The 22,208-nt window shown below is 66.5% G+C and carries 16 protein-coding genes and 3 tRNA genes; 8 read left to right on the forward strand and 11 right to left on the reverse strand.

The features are described 5' to 3' along the window. Positions 1-116: 116 nt before the first annotated feature. The 3 genes from rlmB to rnr all read right to left on the reverse strand — a co-directional run bounded on the left by rlmB (position 117) and on the right by rnr (position 4,096). Entirely contained in the window at positions 117-860 is a 744-nt protein-coding gene (gene rlmB, locus AC0Z6F_RS06490; RefSeq protein WP_012510538.1) for a 23S rRNA (guanosine(2251)-2'-O)-methyltransferase RlmB, read from the reverse strand. Positions 861-1,037: 177 nt separating this feature from the next. Continuing rightward, positions 1,038-1,532, reverse strand: a complete 495-nt coding sequence (locus tag AC0Z6F_RS06495; protein ID WP_485616815.1) for a GFA family protein — start codon at positions 1,530-1,532, stop codon at positions 1,038-1,040. Positions 1,533-1,636: 104 nt separating this feature from the next. Further along, the gene (gene rnr / locus AC0Z6F_RS06500) at positions 1,637-4,096 is read right to left on the reverse strand and encodes a ribonuclease R (RefSeq protein ID WP_065722394.1); all 2,460 of its coding nucleotides are present in this window, start codon (positions 4,094-4,096) and stop codon (positions 1,637-1,639) included. A gap of 128 nt (positions 4,097-4,224) precedes the next feature. Here rnr and AC0Z6F_RS06505 point away from each other — a divergent pair. Together AC0Z6F_RS06505 and AC0Z6F_RS06510 are read left to right on the forward strand one after the other, a co-directional pair. Beyond that, positions 4,225-4,309, forward strand: a tRNA-Leu gene (locus tag AC0Z6F_RS06505). A gap of 183 nt (positions 4,310-4,492) precedes the next feature. After that, a tRNA-Leu gene (locus tag AC0Z6F_RS06510) sits at positions 4,493-4,579 on the forward strand. Positions 4,580-4,661: 82 nt separating this feature from the next. On the opposite strand, the gene AC0Z6F_RS06515 is transcribed toward AC0Z6F_RS06510, so the two are convergent. After that, positions 4,662-5,408 (reverse strand): sulfite exporter TauE/SafE family protein, encoded by a 747-nt coding sequence (locus AC0Z6F_RS06515; RefSeq protein ID WP_012510535.1) that lies wholly within the window; start codon positions 5,406-5,408, stop codon positions 4,662-4,664. A 99-nt stretch (positions 5,409-5,507) separates the two neighbouring features. Here AC0Z6F_RS06515 and AC0Z6F_RS06520 point away from each other — a divergent pair, with 99 nt between their 5' ends. The 3 genes from AC0Z6F_RS06520 to AC0Z6F_RS06530 all read left to right on the forward strand — a co-directional run bounded on the left by AC0Z6F_RS06520 (position 5,508) and on the right by AC0Z6F_RS06530 (position 7,152). After that, positions 5,508-6,407, forward strand: a complete 900-nt coding sequence (locus AC0Z6F_RS06520) for a LysR family transcriptional regulator (RefSeq protein ID WP_485616816.1) — start codon at positions 5,508-5,510, stop codon at positions 6,405-6,407. 50 nt (positions 6,408-6,457) lie between these two features. After that, a tRNA-Leu gene (locus AC0Z6F_RS06525) sits at positions 6,458-6,544 on the forward strand. A gap of 329 nt (positions 6,545-6,873) precedes the next feature. Next, on the forward strand, positions 6,874-7,152 hold the full coding sequence (locus tag AC0Z6F_RS06530) for a hypothetical protein (RefSeq protein ID WP_485616817.1): 279 nt from the start codon (positions 6,874-6,876) through the stop codon (positions 7,150-7,152). A 132-nt stretch (positions 7,153-7,284) separates the two neighbouring features. Here the strand turns inward: AC0Z6F_RS06530 and emrB are convergent, their stop codons facing one another. From emrB to emrR, 4 genes are read right to left on the reverse strand one after another with little or no spacing between them, the layout of a single operon-like run. Next, positions 7,285-8,874: a multidrug efflux MFS transporter permease subunit EmrB gene (gene emrB / locus AC0Z6F_RS06535; protein ID WP_485616818.1), complete on the reverse strand. Its 1,590-nt coding sequence runs from the start codon at positions 8,872-8,874 to the stop codon at positions 7,285-7,287. A gap of 7 nt (positions 8,875-8,881) precedes the next feature. After that, positions 8,882-10,060: a multidrug efflux MFS transporter periplasmic adaptor subunit EmrA gene (gene emrA / locus AC0Z6F_RS06540; RefSeq protein ID WP_153675187.1), complete on the reverse strand. Its 1,179-nt coding sequence runs from the start codon at positions 10,058-10,060 to the stop codon at positions 8,882-8,884. A gap of 11 nt (positions 10,061-10,071) precedes the next feature. After that, entirely contained in the window at positions 10,072-11,568 is a 1,497-nt protein-coding gene (emrC, locus tag AC0Z6F_RS06545) for a multidrug efflux transporter outer membrane subunit EmrC (RefSeq protein ID WP_485616819.1), read from the reverse strand. After that, entirely contained in the window at positions 11,565-12,008 is a 444-nt protein-coding gene (emrR, locus tag AC0Z6F_RS06550; RefSeq protein ID WP_025877626.1) for a multidrug efflux system transcriptional regulator EmrR, read from the reverse strand. The genes emrC and emrR overlap by 4 nt, the downstream gene beginning before the upstream one ends. 172 nt (positions 12,009-12,180) lie before the next feature. Here emrR and AC0Z6F_RS06555 point away from each other — a divergent pair, with 172 nt between their 5' ends. Both AC0Z6F_RS06555 and parC read left to right on the forward strand, forming a co-directional pair. Then, the gene (locus AC0Z6F_RS06555; RefSeq protein ID WP_012510528.1) at positions 12,181-13,062 is read left to right on the forward strand and encodes a helix-turn-helix domain-containing protein; all 882 of its coding nucleotides are present in this window, start codon (positions 12,181-12,183) and stop codon (positions 13,060-13,062) included. 60 nt (positions 13,063-13,122) lie between these two features. Continuing rightward, entirely contained in the window at positions 13,123-15,366 is a 2,244-nt protein-coding gene (parC, locus tag AC0Z6F_RS06560) for a DNA topoisomerase IV subunit A (protein ID WP_004151158.1), read from the forward strand. A 304-nt stretch (positions 15,367-15,670) separates the two neighbouring features. Here parC and bfr read toward each other — a convergent pair whose 3' ends face one another. Next, positions 15,671-16,159, reverse strand: coding sequence for a bacterioferritin (gene bfr / locus AC0Z6F_RS06565; protein WP_004151115.1), 489 nt, complete (start codon positions 16,157-16,159; stop codon positions 15,671-15,673). Between the two features lie 124 nt (positions 16,160-16,283). On the opposite strand from bfr, the gene AC0Z6F_RS06570 reads away from it, so the two are divergent. After that, a complete protein-coding gene (locus AC0Z6F_RS06570) occupies positions 16,284-18,611 on the forward strand; it encodes a penicillin acylase family protein (RefSeq protein ID WP_485616820.1) in 2,328 nt (775 codons plus the stop codon). Positions 18,612-18,693: 82 nt separating this feature from the next. Here the strand turns inward: AC0Z6F_RS06570 and AC0Z6F_RS06575 are convergent, their stop codons facing one another. Together AC0Z6F_RS06575 and asnB are read right to left on the reverse strand one after the other, a co-directional pair. Continuing rightward, entirely contained in the window at positions 18,694-20,082 is a 1,389-nt protein-coding gene (locus tag AC0Z6F_RS06575; RefSeq protein WP_485616821.1) for a cation:proton antiporter domain-containing protein, read from the reverse strand. 100 nt (positions 20,083-20,182) lie between these two features. Beyond that, positions 20,183-21,874, reverse strand: coding sequence for an asparagine synthase B (asnB, locus tag AC0Z6F_RS06580; protein WP_004151104.1), 1,692 nt, complete (start codon positions 21,872-21,874; stop codon positions 20,183-20,185). Between the last annotated feature and the right edge of the window lie 334 nt (positions 21,875-22,208).

The following is a 22,208-nucleotide window of genomic DNA, read 5'->3' on the forward strand; positions in this document are numbered from 1 at the left end:
TTTTTTTTTGGCAACTCCCCCCCTTCTCTTTCTTTGTTTTTTTCTCTGTTTTTTTCTTTTTTTGCCTCTGCCCCACCCACTCCTTTTTCTCTTCCCCCCCGCTACCGGAAAGCCGATCAACCGCGCTGGCGCACGGCCTCGAACAGGCTGACGCCGGCGGCTACGGAGACGTTCAGGCTCTCGATCTCGCCCGGCATCGGGATCTTGACCAGGCCATCGCAGTTCTCGCGGGTCAGGCGGCGCAGGCCGTCGGCTTCGCCGCCCAGCACCAGGGCGATATTGCCCTTCAGGTCCAGCTGGTACAGCGAGGCGGTGGCTTCACCGGCCAGGCCGTAGATCCACACGCCCTGCTTCTGCAGGTCCTTCAGGCAGCGCGACAGGTTGGTCACCGCCACCACCGGGATCAGATCGGCGGCACCGGCCGAGGTCTTGCGCACGGTGGCATTCACCGAGGCCGACTTGTCCTTGGGAATGATCACCGCGGTGGCACCGGCAGCGGCAGCCGAACGCAGGCAGGCGCCGAGATTGTGCGGGTCCTGCACCTCGTCCAGCACCAGCAGCAGGGCCTTGCCTTCGGCGGCCGTGACCAGGCCTTCCAGCTCGTTCTCGCTGTAGGTCCGGGCCGCGGCATAGCGTGCGGCCACGCCCTGGTGGCGTACTGAACCGCCCACGCCGTCCAGCGCCTGGCTGTTGACCTTGCGCACGTCAATGCCCTTGCGGCGGGCGTTTTCCTCGATCTCGGTCAGGCGCGGGTTCTTCGCACCGGCCTCGACCAGCACTTCGCGGACGTTCTCGGCGTCGTTCTCGATGGAGGAGGCGACGGCGTTGACGCCGACGATCCACTGGCTGTTCTTGCTCATGCGGGGGCCAAACCGGATAGGGGGTGGCTATGGTAGAGCATCGGCGCGGACCGCGCTGCGCGCTCGCCGGGCATGGCCCGGCGCTACCCGGTGGGTGCAGACCGTTGGTCCGGGTCGGTGCGGACCGTTGGTCCGCACGCCTTTGCTCGCCGGGCACGGCCCGGCGCTACCCGCCGCTCAGCCTTCGGAGGAGCGGCTGCGTGGCGGCCAGTGCGGGGTGTCGTGGTCGGGGTGCTGGTGGGACACGATCGTGGCCAGGAACTCCAGCGCCGCGATGTCCTCCTCGGTGCGCCGCGCCGGCAGGCCAGACAGGCTGTCGACGAACCCCAGCTTGCGCTCCACCCCGTACTGGATCGTCGGCGGCAGGCGTTCGGGTTGGTCAAAGGCACCAGCGGCCACGGCCACGCCATCAGGGGCTTCATAGGTCAACGGGGTACCGCAGTCGGCGCAGAAACCACGCCGCACCACGTTGGACGACTGGAAATAGCGCGGCTGCCCGCGGGTCCAGCTGAACTGCACGCCGCGCACCGAGACCAGCGGCGCGTAGTAGGCACCAAACGCCTTCTGGCACATCCGGCAATGGCAGATCGAACTGTCGGTCAGTTCACCGCGCGCCTGGAAGCGGATCGCGCCACACTGGCAGCCTCCGCTGTATTCGGGTTGGCCCTGCATGGTGCGTTCCTCCGAAACGTCGTGCCAACCAACGGTTGGCACCTACCGGGTGAGGTGGATACCTACCGGGTGAGGTAGGTGCCGACCGTTGGTCGGCACACCTTTCAATACTTCTTCTTGGTGCGCTTGGCCGGCGTACCGCGCTCGGGCAGCGGCGGCAGGCCGTCACCTTCTTCCTCGCCCTTGTGCTCGACCAGTCGGAAGTCGATCTTGCGTTCTTCCATGCTGGCCTTCAGCACCAGGATGCGTACCTGGTCACCCAACCGGTAGCTGCTGCCACGGCGTTCACCGGTCAGCGTCTTGCGGGTCGCATCGAACTTGTAATAGTCCTGCGGAAGCTGGGTCACGTGCACCAGGCCCTGCACCTTCGAATCGGCCAGCTCAACGAACAGACCGAAGCTGGTCACGCCGCTGATCACGCCATCGAACTGGCCACCCACGTGCTTTTCCATCCACGCCGCGCGGTAGCGCTCGTCGACTTCGCGTTCGGCCTCGTCGGCACGGCGCTCGCGCTCGGAACACTGCAGCGCCAACGCCGCCATCTCGCGCGCGTTGTAGGTGAACTTGTCCAGCGGCTTGCCGGACAACGCGTGCTTGATCGCGCGATGCACCAGCAGGTCGGGATAGCGACGGATCGGCGAGGTGAAGTGCGCGTACGCCTCCAGTGCCAAGCCGAAATGACCATTGTTGTCCGGGCTGTACACGGCCAGGCTCTGGCTGCGCAGCAGTACAGACTCCAGCAGCGTTGCATCGGGGCGGTCGCGGATCTTCTTCAGCAGCTTGGTGTAATCACCCGGGCGCACCTTCGACCACGGCGGCAGGCTCAGCTTGAATTCCTTCAGGAACTCCAGCAGGTCGGCGTACTTGGTCTCCGGCGGCTTCTCATGCACACGGTACGGGGCCGGCACATGGCGCGACAGCAGGTACTTTGCTGCCTCCACGTTGGCCGCGATCATGCATTCCTCGATCAGCTTGTGTGCGTCGTTGCGCACCAGCATCCCGGCCTGGGTCACTTCGCCACGGTTGTCCAGAACGAAGCGTACTTCGCTGCTCTCGAACTCGATGGCGCCACGCTTGGCGCGCGCCTTGGCCAGCACCTTGTACAGCTGGTGCAGGCGCTGCACCTGCGGCAGCAGGTCGCCGATGAACGCCTTGGCGCCAGCATCGTCCTCGCCCACCGCCTGCCAGACCTGGGTGTAGGTCAGGCGAGCGTGCGAATTCATCACCGCTTCGTAGAAGCGCGAGTGGGAGACCACGCCATCGCGATCGATCTGCATGTCACAGACGAAGCACATGCGGTCGACCTTCGGCATCAGCGAGCAGATACCGTTGGACAGGGTCTCCGGCAGCATCGGCACCACGAAGCCCGGGAAGTACACCGAGGTCGCACGCTTCTGTGCCTCCTCGTCCAGCGGCGTGCCGGGACGCACGTAGTTGGAGACATCGGCAATGGCCACCACCAAGCGGAAACCATCGGCGTTCGGCTCGCAGTACACCGCGTCGTCGAAATCCTTGGCGTCCTCGCCATCAATGGTGACCAGCGGCGTGCTGCGCAGGTCGACGCGGTCGCCGATCATCGCCGGCTCGACCACCAGCGGCACCGACGCGGCTTCGTCCAACACGTCCTGCGGGAACTCGAACGGCAGTTCATGGCCGTGGATGGCGGTCTCCACCACCAGCGAGGCGGTCAGCTTGTCGCCGAGCACCGCGATGATGCGACCGATCGGCGGGCGCCGGCTGTCCGGCGCCTGGGTCAGTTCGCAGACCACCAGCTGGCCGTCGCGCGCACCACCGGTCTGGTCCGGCGGTACCTGCACGTTGCGCTGGATGCGCTTGTCATCGGGCACCACGTAATTGATGCCCATCTCGATGCTGAAGCGACCGATCAGGCGGGTCATGCCACGTTCCAGCACGCGGGCGATGCTGCCCTCGCGACGGCCACGGTGGTCGATGCCAGTGACGCGGGCGAGCACCTTGTCGCCGTGCATCACCTTGCGCATTTCATACGGCGGCAGGAACAGGTCGTCGCCGCCCTCGACCGGGCGCAGGAAGCCGAACCCTTCCGGGTTGGCGATCACCACACCCGTGACCAGGTTGAGGGTCTGGATCGGCGCGAAGCCGCCGCGGCGGTTCTGCACCAACTGGCCGTCACGGACCATGGCGCCGAGCCGGCGCGACAGCGCCTCGGCACGGTCAGGCGCGCCCAGGCCCAGGCGTGCACCCAGCTCCTCGGCAGTCTGCGGTCCTTCGCAACGCTCGAGCAGGGCCAGGATGGCTTCGCGACTGGCGATGGGCTGTTCGTATTTCTCTGCTTCGCGGGCGGCATAGGGATCGTCGATCACTTTGCCTGTCGGCGGCAGCTTGCGGCCCGGGGCCGGGCCCGGGGCATCAGCGCCGCGGATCCTGCGGCCACGTGGCGGAGCGCCACCGTCGGCCAATTCCGGGAGCCAGCCCGGCAGCGGCTTGCCCGGCTTGGTGGTGCGGGCTGCGCCCGCCTTGGCGCCCTTCTTAGGGGCCTGGCTGCGGGACGTGGTCCCGCCCTTGCTTGGTTTTTTGGTAGTCATCGCCCTACATGGTAGCCGTTGATGGCGTGCAGAACGGGTCAGCGTGCCTTTTGAAGAATCTGCGTGAAAAGATTCAGGGAAGTCGTTGACAGCCTGCCAATTCATCTTCACAATTGCGCCTCTGGAACGCCCAGGTGGCGGAATTGGTAGACGCACTAGTTTCAGGTACTAGCGGGTAAAACCGTGGAGGTTCGAGTCCTCTCCTGGGCACCAACGAAAAAACTCCTCGCTTCGGCGGGGATTTTTTTTGCCTGAGATCCGGCAACGGGCTGGGCACTGGGGTCGGATCCCTTCCTGCGAAGAAAGGGCTCTGACCCCATCGCCAGAATCCATCGCGGGATTCATCCAGAAGTGTTGACACCCCCGTAACAACACCCCATAATTCTCCTCCTCGACGCCCAGATGGCGGAATTGGTAGACGCACTAGCTTCAGGTGCTAGCGGGGGCAACTTCGTGGAGGTTCGAGTCCTCTTCTGGGCACCATGTCGAGAAAGAAAACAACCCGCGCAAGCGGGTTTTTTCTTGCCTGTGATTCGGGACTCTGTAGAGTCGACCGCGACCTCCTTCAGAACAACGGCCGCAGCACCAGCTCCAGCCCGAGCAGCAGCAGGAACCCGAGGAAACACGCACGGAACACGCGTGCGCTGATCCGCTGCCGGATCACCTGCCCCAGCCACATGCCCAGCAGTGCCGGCACCACCGCCAATGCGCTCAGGCCCAGTTGCTGGATACCGAACGCGCCATGCAGCACCAGACCCGTCGTCAGTGAAATCGTCGATACGGTGAACGCCAGCCCGAGCGCCTGCACCAGCTCTTCGCGCTGCAGCCCCAGCGATTGCAGGTACGGCACCGCCGGCATCACGAACACGCCGGTCGCACCAGTCACCATGCCGGACAGTGCACCCACCAGCGGCCCCAGCCAGCGCTCGCGCCGTTCTGGCACCCGGAACACCGGTGCAAACAGCGCGTACGCGGCATAGATCACCAGCGCCATTCCCAAGGCCATGCGCGACCAGGTGCGATCCACCCGTACCAGCAACGCGGCCGAACCCAGCGTCACCACCACCACCGCCAGCATCATCGGCCACAGGCGCCGCATGATGTGGCCCAGTGAGGGGCCGGACAACAACTGCCACGCATTGGTGACGAAGGTCGGGATGAACAGCATCGATGCCGCCGCCACCGGTGACAGCGCGCCGCCCAGCAGGCCCATCGCCACCGTAGGCAGGCCCATGCCGGTCACGCCCTTGACCACACCGGCCAGCACGAACACCGCCACCAGCAGGGAATAGAAGTACGTCGTTTCGTTCATGCCGTCATTGGATCGGGCGGGCCATCGGCGCACAATGCGGTCTTCCCGGCCCTGCCTTCGGCTGAACCGAAGGCTCTGGTGTCACGAGGAGGACAACCCATGCGGATGGACATTGCCGACCTGCGCCTGTTCCTGGCGATTGCCGAGGCGGGCAGCATCACGGCCGGTGCAGCGCAGGCAAACCTGGCACTGGCTTCAGCAAGCGAACGCCTGCGCACGATCGAAGCCGATGCCGGCACCGTACTGCTGAACCGCCATCCGCGCGGCGTCAGCCTCACCGAAGCCGGCGCCGCTCTCGCCCACCATGCACGCTTGATCGTGCAGCAGCAGGCGCAGCTGCGCGGCGAAATGCAGGCGTTCGCCCACGGCGCGCGCGGCACCCTGCACCTGTACGCCAATACCGCCGCACTGACCAACTACCTGCCGTCGCGGCTGGCCCCCTGGCTGGCCGAACGGCCGCGACTGCATGTAGAACTGCTGGAACGCACCAGCCCTGAGGTTGTACGCGCGATCAGTGCCGGCCAGGCCGAGGCCGGCATCATCAGCGACGCGGTCGACGCTGACGGGCTGCAGCAGCACGTGGTTGCCGAAGATCCGCTGGTGATGATGCTGCCCGCTGATCACCGCTTCGCCCCGCAGCGCGCGCTGGCGTTTGCGGACGTGGCCGGCGAGACCTTCGTCGCCCTGGCCGATGGCAACGCACTGCAGACCTACATCGAGGACCAGGCGCACGACATCGGGCGCCGTCTCGACGTCCGCATCCGCATGAAAACCTTCGAAGGCGTGTGCATCATGATCGGCCATGGCATCGGCGTCGGTATCGTGCCGCGCTCCATTGCCCGCCAGCATCGGCGCAGTACGCATACCGTTGCGGTGCCGCTTGCCGATGCGTGGGCACAGCGTCGCCTGTGCGCCTGTTTCGCACACTGGAAAGCGCTGTCACCACCGATGCGCAGCCTGCTGCTGCACCTCGGCGTCGAAGCAGAAAAAAAAGTGTGAAACAGTGTTGACACATTCGCTGCCATGCCGCAAAATTCTTCTCCTGAGTCGCCCAGGTGGCGGAATTGGTAGACGCACTAGCTTCAGGTGCTAGCGGGGGCAACTTCGTGGAGGTTCGAGTCCTCTCCTGGGCACCATGACTCAGCAAATGATCAAACCCGCGCAAGCGGGTTTTTTCATGCCTGCGGTTTGGGATGCGCGATGCATTGCGATTGCCGCTCAGCGTGTCGTATCCGGCACCTCCCTGGCAGCCATCTGCTCGTGCGAGCTCCCACCGGCGCGTCGCTATCACGCCCTGAACGACAACCTTTTCGGGATTCATTCCACGTTTGGTTCGAATTCGTACTTCTCCTGGACGGAATCCACTCGCGATTCCTCGCCTCCGGCAGGCAGATTCTCGGGTGCCGGGTGCAGCTACCCCACCATGCCCTGCCCCTGCGCGCCTTTCCCCAATAAAGGACGCTCCATGCAGCGCAGCATCATCTGCCCCCACTGCCACACTGCCTCCAACCACGGCGTAAGCGTCTGCGTGGGATGCCAGGCCGAAGTCCACTATGGCGCTTCCAGGGAAGCGTACGCGGTTGTTTCTGTTGCCGCCCTTGTCTGCGGCGCATTCGTCGGCAGCCACCTGCAGGCCACTGCCGGCTGGGTCAGCGACGGCGTCGTGCTTGTGGCAGGAATGTGGGCGCTGGCCCAGCTGTTCCGCGATCGCGTGGTTTTCAAGCGCGTATATCGCACACGCTAGACTCGCACCAATGCGCGTGGCCTGGATGTCCTTCGGTACGCCACCTGACAGACATGACCTGGCGTTGACAGCAACACGCAAACAAGAACCCCGCCTTCCGGCGGGGTTTTGTCTTTCATCAACAATGATCGATCAGTGCCCGCCGCCCGCAGAGGCTGCACCGGCACCGGCACCGAACGGCGGCTTGGCCAGCCACAGGAAGGTGATGATCGCCAGGAAGATCCAGCCCAGCAGGAAGAAGATGTCGTTGAAGCCCATCTGCGAAGCCTGGTGGTTGATCATGTTGTTCAGTACCGCTGCGCCATGCTGCAGGTCGCCCTGCCCCATCGCCGCTACCTGGTCCTGCATGCCCGGCTGGTAGACCGAAATATGCTCGGTCAGGTCCGCATGATGCACCTGGGTACGGCGCGCCCACAGCCACGTCGTCAACGATGCCGCGAAGCTGCCGCCCAGCGTACGCAGGAACGTGGCCAGGCCGGAGCCCGCCGCGATCTCGCGGCCATCCAGGTCCGACAGCAGAATCTGCAGCACCGGCATGAAGAACAAGGCCACGCCGATGCCCATGATCAGCTGCACGCCGGCCACGTGCTGGAAGTCCACCTGCAGGTTGAAGCCGGAGCGCAGGAAGCTGGTCATCGACAGGAACACGAAGGCGATGGTTGCCAGCATGCGCATGTCGAAGCGCGAGGCGTACTTGCCCACGAACGGGGTCATGATCACTGGCAGGATGCCGATCGGCGCCGTCGCCAGGCCCGCCCAGATCGCGGTGTAGCCCATGTCACGCTGCAGCCACTGCGGGATCAGCAACGCCACGCTGAAGAACGCCGCATAGGCCACCACCATTGCCAGCGTACCGGCGCGGAAGTTGCGGTGCCGGAACAGCTTCAGGTCGACGATCGGATCCTTGTCGGTCAATTCCCAGATCAGGAACACGGTCAGCGTCACCACCGCCACGCAGGCCAGCACCACGATCTTCATCGACGAGAACCAGTCTTCGTCGTTGCCCAGGTCGAGCACCAGCTGCAGTGCGCCGACACCGATCACCAGGGTGACCAGGCCGACGTAGTCCATCTTCGGTTTCTCGATGTGCTCCGGGCGCCCCTTCAGCTGGTTGCCCACCACCAGCGCGGCGAAGATGCCCAGCGGCACGTTGATCAGGAAGATCCATTCCCAGCTGTAGTTGTCGGTGATCCAACCACCGAGGATCGGCCCGCAGATCGGCGCCACCACGGTGATCATCGCCAGCAGCGCCAGCGCCTGTCCGCGTTTCTCGCGTGGATAGATCGAGACCAGCAGCGACTGCGTGATCGGGTACATCGGGCCGGCCACGAAGCCCTGCAGCGCACGCGACAGCACCAGCATGCCCATGCTCTGCGCCAGGCCGCACAGAAGCGAAGTGATGACGAACGCCAGCGTGGCCCAGACGAACAGCTTGCGTTCGCCGAAGCGGCGGCTGAGCCAGCCGGTCAGCGGCAGCGCGATGGCCGTGCTGACCGCGAACGAGGTGATGACCCAGGTCGCCTGCTGCGAACTGGCACCGAGATTACCGGCGATGGTCGGCAGCGAGACGTTGGCGATGGTGGTGTCGAGCACCTGCATGAACGAGGCCATCGCCAGGCCGACGGTGCACAGGGCCACGCTGGGCGGCAGGAACCCCGGGGTCGCACCCGGCGCCGCCGGTGCGCCCGGGGTGCCGGGCGCGGCTGGAGCTTGTGCGGACATGGCGACCTCAGCCCACCTTCGCCTGCTGCGGCAGGTTGCCCTGGATGATCGTGTGGATCACCTCGTCGGCATCATGCAGCTGCTTGGCATACACGTCGGTGTCGAACACCGTGCCCTTGGCCGGGGTGCTCGGCAGCACTTCGCCCTTCTGGTCGCGCAGGCTCACTTCAGCCTTCATCGACAGGCCGATGCGCAGCGGATGTTCGGCCAGCTGCTTGGCATCGATGGCGATACGCACCGGCACGCGCTGCACGATCTTGATCCAGTTGCCGCTGGCGTTCTGTGCCGGCAGCAGCGAGAACGCCGAGCCGGTGCCCAGGCCCAGGCTGTCGATGCGGCCCTTGTACTTCACGTCACCGGCGTACAGGTCCGACTTCAGCTCCACTTCCTGGCCCAGGCGCATGTGGCGCAGCTGGGTTTCCTTGAAGTTGGCCTCGACCCACATCTGCTCGGTCGGCACCACCGCCATCAGGGCATTGCCGGGCTGCACGCGCTGGCCGACCTGCACCGAACGACGGGCCACGTAGCCGGTAACCGGCGCGACGATGCCGGCGCGGGCGTTGTTGAGGAAGGCCTGGCGCAGCTGCGCGGCGGCAGCCTGCACATCCGGCTGGGTGGCGATCACGGTGTCGTCGACCAGCGCGCGGTTGCGCTCGACTGTCTCGCGCGAACCGGCCACGGCCGCTTCGGCAGCGGCCAGCTCATCGCGGGCGTGGGCCAGTTCTTCGTTGGAGATGGCGCCGGTGGCGGCCAGGTCCTTGCGGCGGGCGAAGTCGTCGCGCACGCGCTTCAGGGTGACCTGACGGGCGTTCAAGTCCGCCTGCGCACCTTCCACGCTGCGGTACAGGCCACGGGTCTGGCGCACGGTCTTGGCCAGGTTGGCTTCGGCCTGCTGCAGGGCTACTGCGGTGTCGGACGGGTCCAGCTGCACCAGCAGCTGGCCGCGCTCCACGCGCATGCCGTCATCGGCGTTGATGGCGACCACGGTACCGGCCACCAGCGGGGTGATCTGCACCTGGTTGCCCTGCACGTAGGCGTCGTCGGTTTCTTCGAACCAACGGCCGAACATGAAGTACCACAGCGCCAGTGCGGCAAGCAGCAGCACGACGATCACGAACAGGCCGCGCAGCAGATTGCCGCGGCGGTTGGGGGCGGCCGGGGCCGCAGTGTCTTGGGTCTGGCTCATGGCAGGGATCTTCAGGAATGCGAGGAATCGGAATGGGGAGCAAGCGGCGCGGCGCGGTCGGCATCACTGGGCTGGAAACCACCGCCCAGCGCCTTGCTCAGGCGCACCGAGGTCTGCACCTGCTGCGACTGCAGGCCGGCCAGCTGCTGCTGTGACTGCAGCAGGGTGGATTGCGCGGTCAGCACGTCCAGGTAGCTGCCGATGCCGGCGCGATAGCGCTGCTGGGCCAGGTCGAAGGCGGAACGCGCGGTGTCCACCGCCTGCTGTTGCGCGTTCGACTGCTGCGCCAGCGAGCGCACCGCGTTGACCTGGTCAGCGACGTCGCGCAGTGCATCCAGCACGGTCTGGTTGTAGTTGGCTACCGCCAGGTCGTACTGCGCATCGGTGTTGGCCAGGTTGGCGCGCAGCTTGCCGCCTTCGAAGATCGGCAGGCTCAGCGCCGGGCCGATATAGGCGAAGGTGGAGCTGCTCTTCAGCAGGTCGCCCACGTTCGGTGCGACCACGCCAGCCAGTGCGGTCAGGTTGAAGCTCGGGTAGAACTTGGTCCTGGCGACCTTGATCTGCTTGTCGGCCGCTTCCACGCGCCAGCGCGCGGCAACGATGTCCGGACGACGGCCGAGCAGCTCGCTGGGCAGCACGCCCGGCAGCTGCAGCGCCATCGGATTCAACGCCTGCGGACGCTGGATCGACAGGCCGCGGTCCGGGCCCTTGCCGACCAGGGCGGCCAGCGCGGTGCGGGCGGCGTCGATGCGCTGCTGTGCGGCCAGCACCTGCTGCTGCGCGGCCGGCACGCGGGCCTCGGCCTGGCGCACCTGCAGATCGCTGTCGATGCCGGCGCTGCGGCGCTGGCGGGTCAGCTGAAGCGACTTCTGCGAGCGGGTCAGCTCTTCCTCGGCCACGTCGTTGAGCTGCCACGCGTAGGCCAGGTCGGCATAGGCTTGGGCGATGCCGGTCGACAGGTTCAGGCGCGCGGCCTGGGCTTCAACAGTGGCGGCATGCGCGCCATCCACGGCGGCCTCCCACGCAGCGCGCTTGCCGCCCCACAGGTCCACGCCATAGCTGAAATCAAACGCGACCTGGCTGCTGCCAGCGTAATGGCCTCCCATCTCGCTGCCGGCCATCGACTCGGGCAGGCGCAGACCGGTGTAACCACCGGACACCGACAGGCTGGGCAGGCGATCGGCACGCGCGGTGCCGACCTGCGACTGCGCCTGGCGCAGGCGTGCATCGGCGGCATCCAGGCTCGGATGGCCGGCCAGGCCTTCGCTGATCAGTGCGTCCAGCTGCGGATCGCCCAGCGCTTTCCACCAGTCCTGGGCGGGGAAGCCGGTGGCGCTCAGATCGGTGTCGGCCAGGGTGCGTTCACTGTGCAGGCTGTCCACTTCGAGCACATGGCCCTGCGGGTTGAGGCCACGACTGCTGGCGCAGGCGGCCAAGGCCAGGGCCAGCGCTGATACCAGCAGCGCGCGCCCGGACCGGCGGAGAGTGGAATGCGGGATCGGGTTCATGGGGTCGTCAGGGAATCGCGGATTCGGGTGAGGAGGGACAGCAACTGCGTGCGTTCGTCGGCGGACAGATCACGCAGGGCGTAATCCATCACCGCGTCGCCACGCAGCTTCAGCCGCGCCCACAGCGCGCGGCCTTCATCGGTCAGCACGATCTGCAGCGCACGCCGGTCCTGGGCATGCGGCTCGCGGCGTACGCAGCCCAGTGCCTCCAGCTTGTCCAGCAGACGGGTCACCGCACTGGGCACCTGGTCGATGGCCTGGGCCAGTTCATTGGCCGTGCACGGCGCCATGTTCGAAAGCACCTTCAACCCGATGTAGTGGGTGAAGCCGATGCCGAGGTCTTCTTCAGCCATGGAGGCGTCGAGTTGGCGGACCAGGCCGTCGCGCACCTGGCGCAGCAGCAGGCCGAAGCTGGGGGGAGTGGTTGCAGGACAGATCATGGGGGAGCATTCTCTTCCAAAAAAAATATTTCTCAATGGAAATATTCGATCTGGCATCGAATGCTGTGTTGCAGCAGTGGGCTGGATCAGTGAAGGCGCTCACCTTAATGGCCCACTCAGCTGGCCCGGTAGTACAATTCAGCCAATGGATGACACATTTCAGCCAGCAGATATGATGAACAAGGCAGAAATCCCCCCTCCCAAGCGCCTGCTGCGTGATGACGCACTGGACTGGTTCGAGCGCAATGACGGCCCTCCGGTTGTCGCTTTCCGCTTCGACAGCCCGCAGGGCCTGGTCCGTGAAGTGGACTGGCATCACCACCAGCGCGCACAGCTGATCTGTGTCGAGCGCGGTCTGTTGACCACCCGCACTTCGCACGGCACGTGGTCGCTGGCGCCGGGTTCGGCCGGCTGGATGCCGCCGCTGGAGCCGCATACGGTCACCCTCGACGGGCCATTGCGTGGCTGGGGCATGGCGCTGGCCGCGCCCGCCTGCGCCGCCCTGCCCTCCGACCCCTGCGTGCTGGGCCTGTCCAAGCTGGCGCAGGCGCTGGCCGACCGTATCTGCGAATGGCCGCTGGGCTATGCCACCACCCCTGAGCGCCAGCACATCATCGATGTGCTGCTGGACGAAATCCGCACCGCCCCGCGCCAGCGCATGCACCTGCCGATGCCGCACGACCGGCGCCTGCTGAAGATCGCATCGCAGCTGCTGGCCGACCCGTCCGACGAGCGCAGCCTGGCCGAATGGGCGCACTGGGCGGGCCTGTCGCCGCGCAGCCTGACCCGCCACTTCCGCGACGAGACCACGCTCAGCTTCGCCCAGTGGCGGCAGCAGGCCCGCCTGTCCGAGGCGCTGCGCCAGCTGACCGACGGCCGCAGCGTGGCCGATATCGCCCACGCGCTGGGCTTCAGCAGCGCCAGCGCCTTCGTCACCGTGTTCCGCCGCCACTTCGGTTTGCCGCCCGGGCGCTACCTGGCGCGGGCCGGACATGGCCTGGAAACCGGGCTGGACCCTGCGCGTGGCTTGGCATCCCCGGCCGCATCCGGATAATCACAGGATTGCGAGCGGCGACCGCCGTCGCCGCCTCCCGACAATAGGTAACAACGCCGCATGACCGATCTTGCCCGCCCCGTGTTCCACGGATTCGAACAACTGCCGCTGCGCGAGTACGCCGAACGCGCCTACCTCGACTACTCGATGTACGTGGTCCTGGACCGTGCCCTGCCGTTCATCGGCGACGGCCTGAAGCCGGTACAGCGCCGCATCATCTATTCGATGAGCGAGCTGGGCCTGAATGCCGCGTCCAAGCCGAAGAAGTCCGCGCGCACCGTCGGTGACGTCATCGGTAAGTACCACCCGCATGGCGACAGCGCGTGCTACGAGGCGCTGGTGCTGATGGCGCAGCCGTTCTCGTACCGCTACCCGCTGATCGAGGGCCAGGGCAACTTCGGCTCCAGCGACGACCCGAAGTCGTTCGCGGCGATGCGTTACACCGAATCCAAGCTGACCCCGATTGCCGAAGTGCTGCTGGGCGAACTGGGCCAGGGCACCACCGACTGGGCACCGAACTTCGACGGCACCCTGCAGGAGCCGACCTGGATGCCGGCGCGGCTGCCGCACCTGCTGCTGAACGGCACCACCGGCATTGCCGTAGGCATGGCCACCGACGTACCGCCGCACAATCTCAACGAGATCGTCAGCGCGCTGCTGCACCTGCTGGACAACCCCGAGGCCAGCGTGCGCGACCTGTGCGAGCACGTGCAGGGACCGGACTACCCCTCCAGCGCCGAGATCATCACTGCGGCCAATGACCTGCGGAACATGTACGAGACCGGCAACGGCAGCGTGCGTGCGCGTGCGACCTTCACCAAGGAAGCCAACAACATCGTGGTCACCGCGCTACCGTTCCAGGTGTCGCCGTCGAAGGTGATCGAGCAGATCGCCGCGCAGATGCGCGCCAAGAAGCTGCCCTGGCTGGAAGATATCCGCGATGAGTCTGACCATGCCAACCCGGTGCGCGTGGTGCTGGTGCCGCGTTCCAACCGCGTCGACGCCGAGCAGCTGATGGGCCACCTGTTCGCGACCACGGACATGGAGCGCAGCTACCGCGTCAACCTCAACGTGATCGGGCTGGACGGCCGTCCGCAGGTGAAGAACCTGAAGATGCTGCTCAGCGAATGGCTGACCTTCCGCAGCAACACAGTCACCCGCCGCCTGCAGCACCGCCTGCAGAAGGTCGAGCGCCGCCTGCACCTGTTGGAAGGCCTGCTGGTCGCGTTCCTCAACCTGGATGAGGTGATCCACATCATCCGGACCGAGGACGAACCGAAGGCGGCGCTGATCGCGCGCTTTGGCCTGTCCGACGACCAGGCCGAGTACATCCTGGAAACCAAGCTGAAACAGCTGGCGCGCCTGGAAGAGATGAAGATCCGTGGCGAGCAGGACGAGCTGGCCAAGGAGCGCGAGAAGATCCTCGGCATCCTCGACAGCAAGACCAAGCTGAAGAAGCTGATCCGCGACGAACTGACCGCCGATGCCAAGAAGTTCGGCGACGCACGCCGTTCGCCGCTGGTGCAGCGCCAGGCCGCGCAGGCCATCGACGAGACCGAGCTGGTGCCGAGCGAGCCGATGACGGTGGTGATGTCCGAAAAGGGCTGGATCCGCGCCGCCAAGGGCCACGACATCGATGCCTCGACGCTGTCCTATCGCGATGGCGACGCGCTGCAGGGTGCGGTGCGCGCACGCAGCACCCAGCAGGTCGCGTTCCTGGACAGCGAGGGTCGCGCCTACTCGACGCCGGTGCATACCCTGCCCTCCGCGCGTGGTAACGGTGAACCGCTGACCGGCCGCTTCTCGCCGGCCGCGGGCACCAGCTTCGTGACCCTGGCCAGCGCCGAGCCGGAGACCCGCTTCGTGCTGGCCTCCACCCACGGCTACGGCTTCGTCACCCGCTTCGAGAACCTGATCGGCCGCAACAAGGCCGGCAAGGCGATGCTGAACCTGTCAGCCGGTTCGACCGTGCTGACCCCGTCGGTGGTGGCCAACGTCGCCACCGACCGCATCGTGGCGGTGACCAGTTCGGGCAACCTGCTGGCAATCGCCGCCAACGACCTGCCAGAACTGGACAAGGGCAAGGGCAACAAGATCATCGAGATCCCCAAGGCCAAGCTCGCCACCGAACGCGTGGTCGCCATCGTGGCGATCAGCCCGGGGCAGACCCTGCAGGTACGCAGCGGGCAGCGCACGATGGGGCTGAAGTTCAACGAGCTCGACGCCTACCTCGGCGCCCGCGCCACCCGCGGGCACCTGCTGCCGCGTGGCTGGCAGAAGGTCGAAGGCCTGTCGGTGGAATGAGGGCTGGGGGTCGGATCCCGTTCCGTCGGAACGGGCTCTGACCCCGGGCAACGTCCCTGGTAGGTGTCAACCTTGGTTGACACGCCTTGCCGGAGATCAGACACGAAAAAGCCGGGGCATTCCCCGGCTTTTTCGTTGTCGGCTGGCGGGCGGTGGAGCAGCTGGCTGGCGAAAGCTGGCTGGCGATGCTCCGGTGCTGGCGGGCGACAGAACGCTGTGCTTCTTCTGGTAGAGCCGACCGCTGGTCGGCTGCTCTGCGAAATGCAGCCGACCAGCGGTCGGCTCTACAGTGAGCGGTGCCGGCTCAGTGCGCCGGGGCGCCGTTGCCGTCGATCTTGCTCAGCTGGTACAGCTCCAGGCCGATGCGCTTGATCAGGCCCAGCTGCTGTTCCAGCCACCAGGCGTGGTCTTCCTCGGTGTCCTTCAGCTGCGCCAGCAGCATGTCGCGGCTCACGTAGTCGCCCTTCTCTTCGCACAGCTTCATGCCGGCGGCGAGATTGTTCCGAACCGCGTATTCAGTATCGAGATCCTTCTGCAGCATCTCCTCCACGGTCTTGCCCGGCTCGGTGGCATGCGGGCGCATGTCCGGGTCGCCGCCGAGGAACAGGATCCGGCGCAGCAGCGCGTCGGCGTGCTGGGTTTCCTCTTCCATCTCGTGGTTCAGGCGTTCGTACAGCGCGAACAGGCCCTGGTCCTCGTAGCGGCGGGAATGGATGAAGTACTGGTCGCGGGCAGCGAGTTCGCCGCGCAGCAGTTCCTTCAGGCAGGCGATGACGTCCGGGTTGCCTTTCATGGGGGGGCTCCTGTGAATCGATGTGACATAGGGTGCCGCATTTCAAAATACGGTGATCTAATCGGAATCAGTCGCAGTTGCGCCTGCGGCTACAATCGGCCCACGAGTTCGGAAAGGACGTGCGATGCGACGTACATGGCGTTGGGTGCTGGGCGTGCTGATCGCCATCGTGCTGGTTACCGTACTGGGCCTGTGGCTGCTGCTGCGCGGCAGCCTGGCCGACCTCGACGGCGAACATGCACTGCCTGGGCTGGCCAGGCCGGTCACCATCGAGCGCGATGCGCTGGGCGTGGTCACCATCACTGCCGGCAGTCAGGCCGACGCGATGCGTGCACTCGGCCACGTGCACGCACAGGAGCGCTATTTCGAGATGGACCTGATGCGCCGCAGTGCCGCCGGCGAGCTGTCGGCGCTGTTCGGGCCGAAGGCCATCGACGCCGACAAGCGCATGCGCGTGCACCGGCTGCGCGCGCGCACCGAGGCGAACATGCAGGCTGCGCTGGGCGACAACATCGAAGCCGTGAGCGCCTACGTCGGAGGGGTCAACGAGGGCCTGACCGATCTCTCCGTGCGACCGTGGGCCTACCTGCTGCTGCGGCAATCGCCACAGCCGTGGCAGGCCAGTGACAGCGTGCTGGCCGGCCTGGCCATGTACGCCGACCTGCAGGACCCGAACAACCAGACCGAGCTTGCCCTGAGCCGCATCCGCGCGGTGGTGCCGCCGGCGCTGTACGCGCTGATTGCCCACGACGGCACCGAATGGGATGCACCGCTGTTCGGCGAAGCCACCGGCAACGCGGCCCTGCCCGACGCAAGCCAGCTCGATCTGCGCACATTGAAGGGAAAGCAGAGCACCGAGCAGGAGGAGGCGGACGTCATCGGCAGCAACAACTTCGCGGTGGCCGGCGCACTCACTGCCGACGGCCGCGCGATCGTCGCCGACGACATGCACCTGGGCCTGCGCGCGCCTGGCCTGTGGTTCCGGGTGCGCCTGCGTTACCCCGACCCGCAGGCTGCTGGCGGCCAGGTCGACGTCACCGGCTTCTCGCTGCCTGGCCTGCCGGCGGTAATTGTCGGCAGCAACGGCCACGTCGCCTGGGGCTTCACCAACAGCTACATCGACACGGCGGACTACCGCACGGAACCGGCCAACGCCGCCGTCACCGTGCACGAGGAACGCATTGCGGTGGCCCGCCAGGCCGATGTGGTGTTTCCGGTGCGCGAAACCGCCTGGGGGCCGATCCTGCACACCCATGCCGATGGCAGCGGCGATGCGCTCCGTTGGGTCGCGCACCTGCCCGGCGCGGTGCGCCTGGACTTCGGTGACCTGGCCCGTGCCGGCGACCTGGACGGCGCCCTGCACTTCGCCGACCACGCCGGCATTCCCGCCCAGAACCTGGTGGTCGGCGACCGCAGCGGACGCATTGCCTGGCGGCTGATCGGTGCCCGTCCTGACCGCGGCCCCGGCTGTGCACCGGCCGGCTTCAATGCCGCCAGCAACCAGGACTGCGCGCCGTGGCCGATCCGCAGCGATGCCTCGCCGGCACTGATCGATCCCCCCAACCATCGCCTGTGGACCGCCAACGGTCGCGTCCTCGACGGCGAGGCGCTGGCTACCGTCGGCAACGGTGGCTATGACCTCGGCGCGCGTGCGCAGCAGATCCGCGATCTGCTCGCCATCCAGGACCGCTTCGACGAACACGACCTGCTGGCGATCCAGCTCGATGATCGCGCTGTGTTCCTGCAGCGCTGGTGGGCGTTGCTGCATGACGTCATCGAACGCAGTGACGATCCTGCGCTGAAGCGGTTGAAGTCCGTCAGCCACCAATGGGGCGGCCGGGCCTCGGCCAGCTCGGTGAGCTACCGGGTGGTGCGCGAGTTCCGAACGCAGGTGATGGATACCCTGTCCGATGCACTGCTGGCACCGGCCAACGCGCAGCTGGGCGATGACTATCTGGACCCACGCCTGGCACAACTTGAAGGTGTGGCCTGGCCGATGCTGCAGCAACGCCCCGCCAACCTGTTGCCACCGGCCTACGACAGCTGGGACGCGCTGCTGCTTGATGCCGCACGCCGCACCGAGAGCGAGCTGGCCAAGCAGGGCCCACTGGCCCAGCGCACCTGGGGAGAGCGCAACACCGCGGCGCTCTGCCACCCTGTCACACGGGCGTTGCCCGAGGTCGCCAAGCGCTGGCTGTGCATGCCCGCCGACCCGCTGCCCGGCGACCGTGACATGCCGCGCGTGCAGACGCCCAACTTCGGCGCCTCCGAACGCATGGTGGTTTCGCCCGGCCACGAGGCCGACGGCATCGTGCACATGCCCGGCGGCCAGAGCGGGCACCCGCTGTCGCCGTACTGGGGCGCCGGCCACGAAGACTGGGTGCATGGGCGGCCGACGCCGTTCCTGCCCGGCAAAGCGCAGCACACGATGACGCTGGTACCAGCGCGGTAGTGCCGGCCGCTGGCCGGCAACCTCATGATGCTGGACACACCAGCCTGGATGCCGGCCAGCGGCCGGCACTACCGTCCAGCGCTCAGCCCCGGCGTCGCTCGATCAGGTTCAGCAGCGGCCCGGTCATCGCCGTGGTCACCAACGCCATGATCACCAGCACCGCGAACAGGCGGTCGCCGAGCAGGCCCAGCTCGTAGCCCAGGTTGAGCACGATCAGCTCCATCAGGCCACGGGTGTTCATCAACGCGCCCAGCCGCCACGCTTCGCGTGTGGGCATGCCGGCGCTGCGTGCGGCACTGAAGGTGCCCAGCAGCTTGCCGGCCGTGGCCACCGCAATCACCACCACGCACAACACGATATCGCTGGCCTGCAGCGCATCGGCGCGCATGCGCAGGCCGGTCATGGCGAAGAACAACGGCAGCAGCAGGGTCACCGCGAACGGTTCGACGCGGGCCATCAACAGGTCGCGCAGCTGCGCGTTGGACGATACCGCGACGCCCGCAGCGAATGCACCGAACAGGGCGTGGATGCCCAGCATCTCGGTGACCAGCGCACTGGCCAGCGACAGCAGCAGGATGCCCAGCAGCCAACGTCCCTCACGGCCCGGCGCGATCTGCTGGCGGGCAAACCACGGCTTCACCAGCCCCAGCATCAGCGCCACGAACACGACCACGCACAGCAGGTTGAGGCTGGCCGGCAACCAGCCGCTGGCCTGGGCCGCAGCGACGATCAAGGCCAGCAGGCACCAGGCGGTGGCATCGCCCAATGCCGCGCAGGCGATCGCGGTCTGACCCAATGGCGTCTGTGTGATCCCACGATCGGCAAGGATGCGCAGCAACACGGGGAACGCGGTGATGCTCATCGAAATACCAACGAAAAGCGCGAAGGCAGTGAAGCCCACGCCCTGCGGGCCGTGCTGCGGATACAGCCAGATCGCCAGGGCGACGCCAAGCACGAACGGCACCGCGATGCCGGCATGGCTGACCGTGAAGGCGAAGCGCCGGCGGCCACGCAGCGCCGCCAGGTCCAGCTCGGCACCGGCCACCAGCAGGAACATCAGCACGCCCAGCTGGCTGAGCATGCCCAGCGGCCCCAGCGAAATGGCCGGGAACAAGGCACCATGCAGCTGCGGCAGCAGGCTGCCGAGCACCAGCGGCCCCATCATCAGGCCAGCGGCCATCTCGCCGATCACCGCCGGTTGTCCAAAGCGCTTGAGCAGCGCGCCCGCGCCCTTGGCCACCAGCAGCAGCACCAGCAGCTGCAGCAGGAACAGGCCCAGTGGGGACTCCAGATGCTGAGCCCAGCCGCCTTCAGCGGCGGCGGTGGCACGGGCAACCACCGCAGGCGCCGCCGGCCCGGCATATCGCGCCAGCAGCACGCCGGCCAGCAACGGCACCCCGGCCCAGGCCAGGTAGCGCCATCCCCACTTGATCGGCGGCGCCCGGCCCCCGGTCTGTACGTCCATGAACATTCCCCAATGTGCAGGGGGCGATGATACGAAAAAGGGGACGGAGGGAATTAAGTCGTTTGTGGCAAAAACGACTTAATTCCCTCCGTCCCCTTTTTGGGACTTAGGCCAGTGCCTGCTCGTGCACGCCGGCAATCGCGCGGCCCGAGGGGTCCGCCGCTGCCGCGAAGCTGGCATCCCAGGCAATGGCGGCCGGCGACGAACAGGCAATCGACTTGCCGCCCGGCACGGTCTCCGCCGCAGCACGACTCGGGAAGAACTGCTCGAACAGGTGGCGGTAGTAGTACGCCTCCTTGGTCTGCGGCGGGTTGTGCGCGAAGCGCTTGTCCGCTGCCGCCAACACACGGTCGCTCACCTGCGCTTCGGCATGCGCCTTCAGCCCGTCGATCCAGCCGTAGCCGACGCCATCGCTGAACTGCTCCTTCTGCCGCCACAGGATGCTGTCCGGCAGGTAGCCCTCGAATGCTTCGCGCAGCACCGCCTTCTCGATGCGGCGCCCACCGAAGCCGGCACCGACCATCTTGTGCGCGGCATCGAAGCGCATCGCCACGTCGAGAAACTCGCGGTCGAGGAACGGGACACGCGGCTCCACGCCCCAGGCCATCATCGACTTGTTGGCGCGCAGGCAATCGTAGTTGTGCAGGGCATCGAGCTTGCGTACCAGCTCGTCGTGGAATTCGCGCGCATCCGGCGCCTTGTGGAAGTACAGGTAGCCACCGAAGATCTCATCGCTGCCTTCGCCGGAGAGCACCATCTTCACGCCCATCGCCTTGATCCGCCGCGCCAGCAGGAACATCGGCGTGGAGGCACGGATGGTGGTGACGTCATAGGTTTCGATGTGGCGGATCACTTCCGGCAGCGCATCGAGGCCTTCCTCGAAGGTGTATTCGAAGCCGTGATGCACGGTGCCGAGTGCCTCGGCAGCGATCGCCGCGGCCGCCAGATCGGGCGAGCCCTTCAAGCCGATCGCGAACGAATGCAGGCGCGGCCACCAGGCTTCGGTCTGCCCGCCATCCTCGATGCGGCGGCGCGCATAGCGCGCGGCCACCGCCGCCACCAGCGACGAATCGAGGCCACCGGACAGCAGCACGCCGTACGGCACGTCGCTCATCAGCTGGCGTTCCACCGCATGTTCGAAGGCCTGGCGCAGCTCGGCGAGGTCGGCCTGGCGGCCCTGCACGTCGCCATAGTCCCGCCACGGCTGCTGGTAGTAGCGCACCAGCTCACCGCTGGCACTGTCGAAATAGTGGCCCGGCGGGAACTGCGCGACATCGGCACAGGTATCGACCAGTGCCTTCATTTCCGAGGCTACGCGCAGCCGGCCTTGTGCATCGTGACCCCAGTACAGCGGCACCACGCCGACCGGATCGCGTGCCACCAGTACACGGCCAGCATCGCGATCCCACAGGGCGAAGGCGAAGATGCCGTTGAGCTGTTCCAGCCACTGTGCTGGCGTACCGCCCTGACGGTACAGCGCGTTGATCACTTCACAGTCCGAACCGGTCTGGAAGTCGTAGGCGGTGGTCAGCACCGCCTTCAATGCCTGGTGGTTGTAGATCTCGCCGTTCACCGCCAGCGCCAGCTGGCCATCGGCCGACAGCAGCGGCTGCGAACCACCGGCCGGGTCGACGATGGCCAGCCGCTCATGGACCAGCAGCGCACCTTCGTCGAGGTACACGCCGCTCCAGTCCGGGCCACGGTGGCGCTGGCGCTGCGACAGTTCCAGCGCATGGCGGCGCAGGGCGGGAAGATCGTCACCGGCCTGCAGGCCGAAGATTCCGAAGATCGAACACATGGCAGAGCTCCTGTTGTGGGGATTTCACGGGGAAGGTGTTCGACCGGCAACCAGGCCCGGGTGGGACTGCACCCGGGCACAAAAAAACCCGCATCGGCTGATGCGGGTTTTCTGGTGTCCGGGCGTGTGTTGCTGTCTATCTACCCAGGGCGCAGTCCCGCATCGGCCGCGCACGATTATTCGCGCGCAGATTATTGCGGTTGTTGTTATTGACGGCGGTGGCCAAGCGGATTGACATGGCATCGACCCTACCCCGGTTTCCGGCGCGGTGCAACAGTTGCGTCGGCAACCACGCCTGAAGCGCATAATGGCCCGCCCTGAACCGTGTAACAGG

This window comes from Stenotrophomonas sp. 1L-E-5-B-C3 (assembly GCF_057292075.1).

Bases quoted from the DNA above. Each gene is read 5' to 3' on its own strand.
- rlmB (WP_012510538.1), bottom strand. From the start codon at position 860: ATGAGCAAGAACAGCCAGTGGATCGTCGGCGTCAACGCCGTCGCCTCC.
- AC0Z6F_RS06495 (WP_485616815.1), bottom strand. From the start codon at position 1,532: ATGCAGGGCCAACCCGAATACAGCGGAGGCTGCCAGTGTGGCGCGATC.
- rnr (WP_065722394.1), bottom strand. From the start codon at position 4,096: ATGACTACCAAAAAACCAAGCAAGGGCGGGACCACGTCCCGCAGCCAG.
- AC0Z6F_RS06515 (WP_012510535.1), bottom strand. From the start codon at position 5,408: ATGAACGAAACGACGTACTTCTATTCCCTGCTGGTGGCGGTGTTCGTG.
- AC0Z6F_RS06520 (WP_485616816.1), top strand. From the start codon at position 5,508: ATGCGGATGGACATTGCCGACCTGCGCCTGTTCCTGGCGATTGCCGAG.
- AC0Z6F_RS06530 (WP_485616817.1), top strand. From the start codon at position 6,874: ATGCAGCGCAGCATCATCTGCCCCCACTGCCACACTGCCTCCAACCAC.
- emrB (WP_485616818.1), bottom strand. From the start codon at position 8,874: ATGTCCGCACAAGCTCCAGCCGCGCCCGGCACCCCGGGCGCACCGGCG.
- emrA (WP_153675187.1), bottom strand. From the start codon at position 10,060: ATGAGCCAGACCCAAGACACTGCGGCCCCGGCCGCCCCCAACCGCCGC.
- emrC (WP_485616819.1), bottom strand. From the start codon at position 11,568: ATGAACCCGATCCCGCATTCCACTCTCCGCCGGTCCGGGCGCGCGCTG.
- emrR (WP_025877626.1), bottom strand. From the start codon at position 12,008: ATGATCTGTCCTGCAACCACTCCCCCCAGCTTCGGCCTGCTGCTGCGC.
- AC0Z6F_RS06555 (WP_012510528.1), top strand. From the start codon at position 12,181: ATGATGAACAAGGCAGAAATCCCCCCTCCCAAGCGCCTGCTGCGTGAT.
- parC (WP_004151158.1), top strand. From the start codon at position 13,123: ATGACCGATCTTGCCCGCCCCGTGTTCCACGGATTCGAACAACTGCCG.
- bfr (WP_004151115.1), bottom strand. From the start codon at position 16,159: ATGAAAGGCAACCCGGACGTCATCGCCTGCCTGAAGGAACTGCTGCGC.
- AC0Z6F_RS06570 (WP_485616820.1), top strand. From the start codon at position 16,284: ATGCGACGTACATGGCGTTGGGTGCTGGGCGTGCTGATCGCCATCGTG.
- AC0Z6F_RS06575 (WP_485616821.1), bottom strand. From the start codon at position 20,082: ATGTTCATGGACGTACAGACCGGGGGCCGGGCGCCGCCGATCAAGTGG.
- asnB (WP_004151104.1), bottom strand. From the start codon at position 21,874: ATGTGTTCGATCTTCGGAATCTTCGGCCTGCAGGCCGGTGACGATCTT.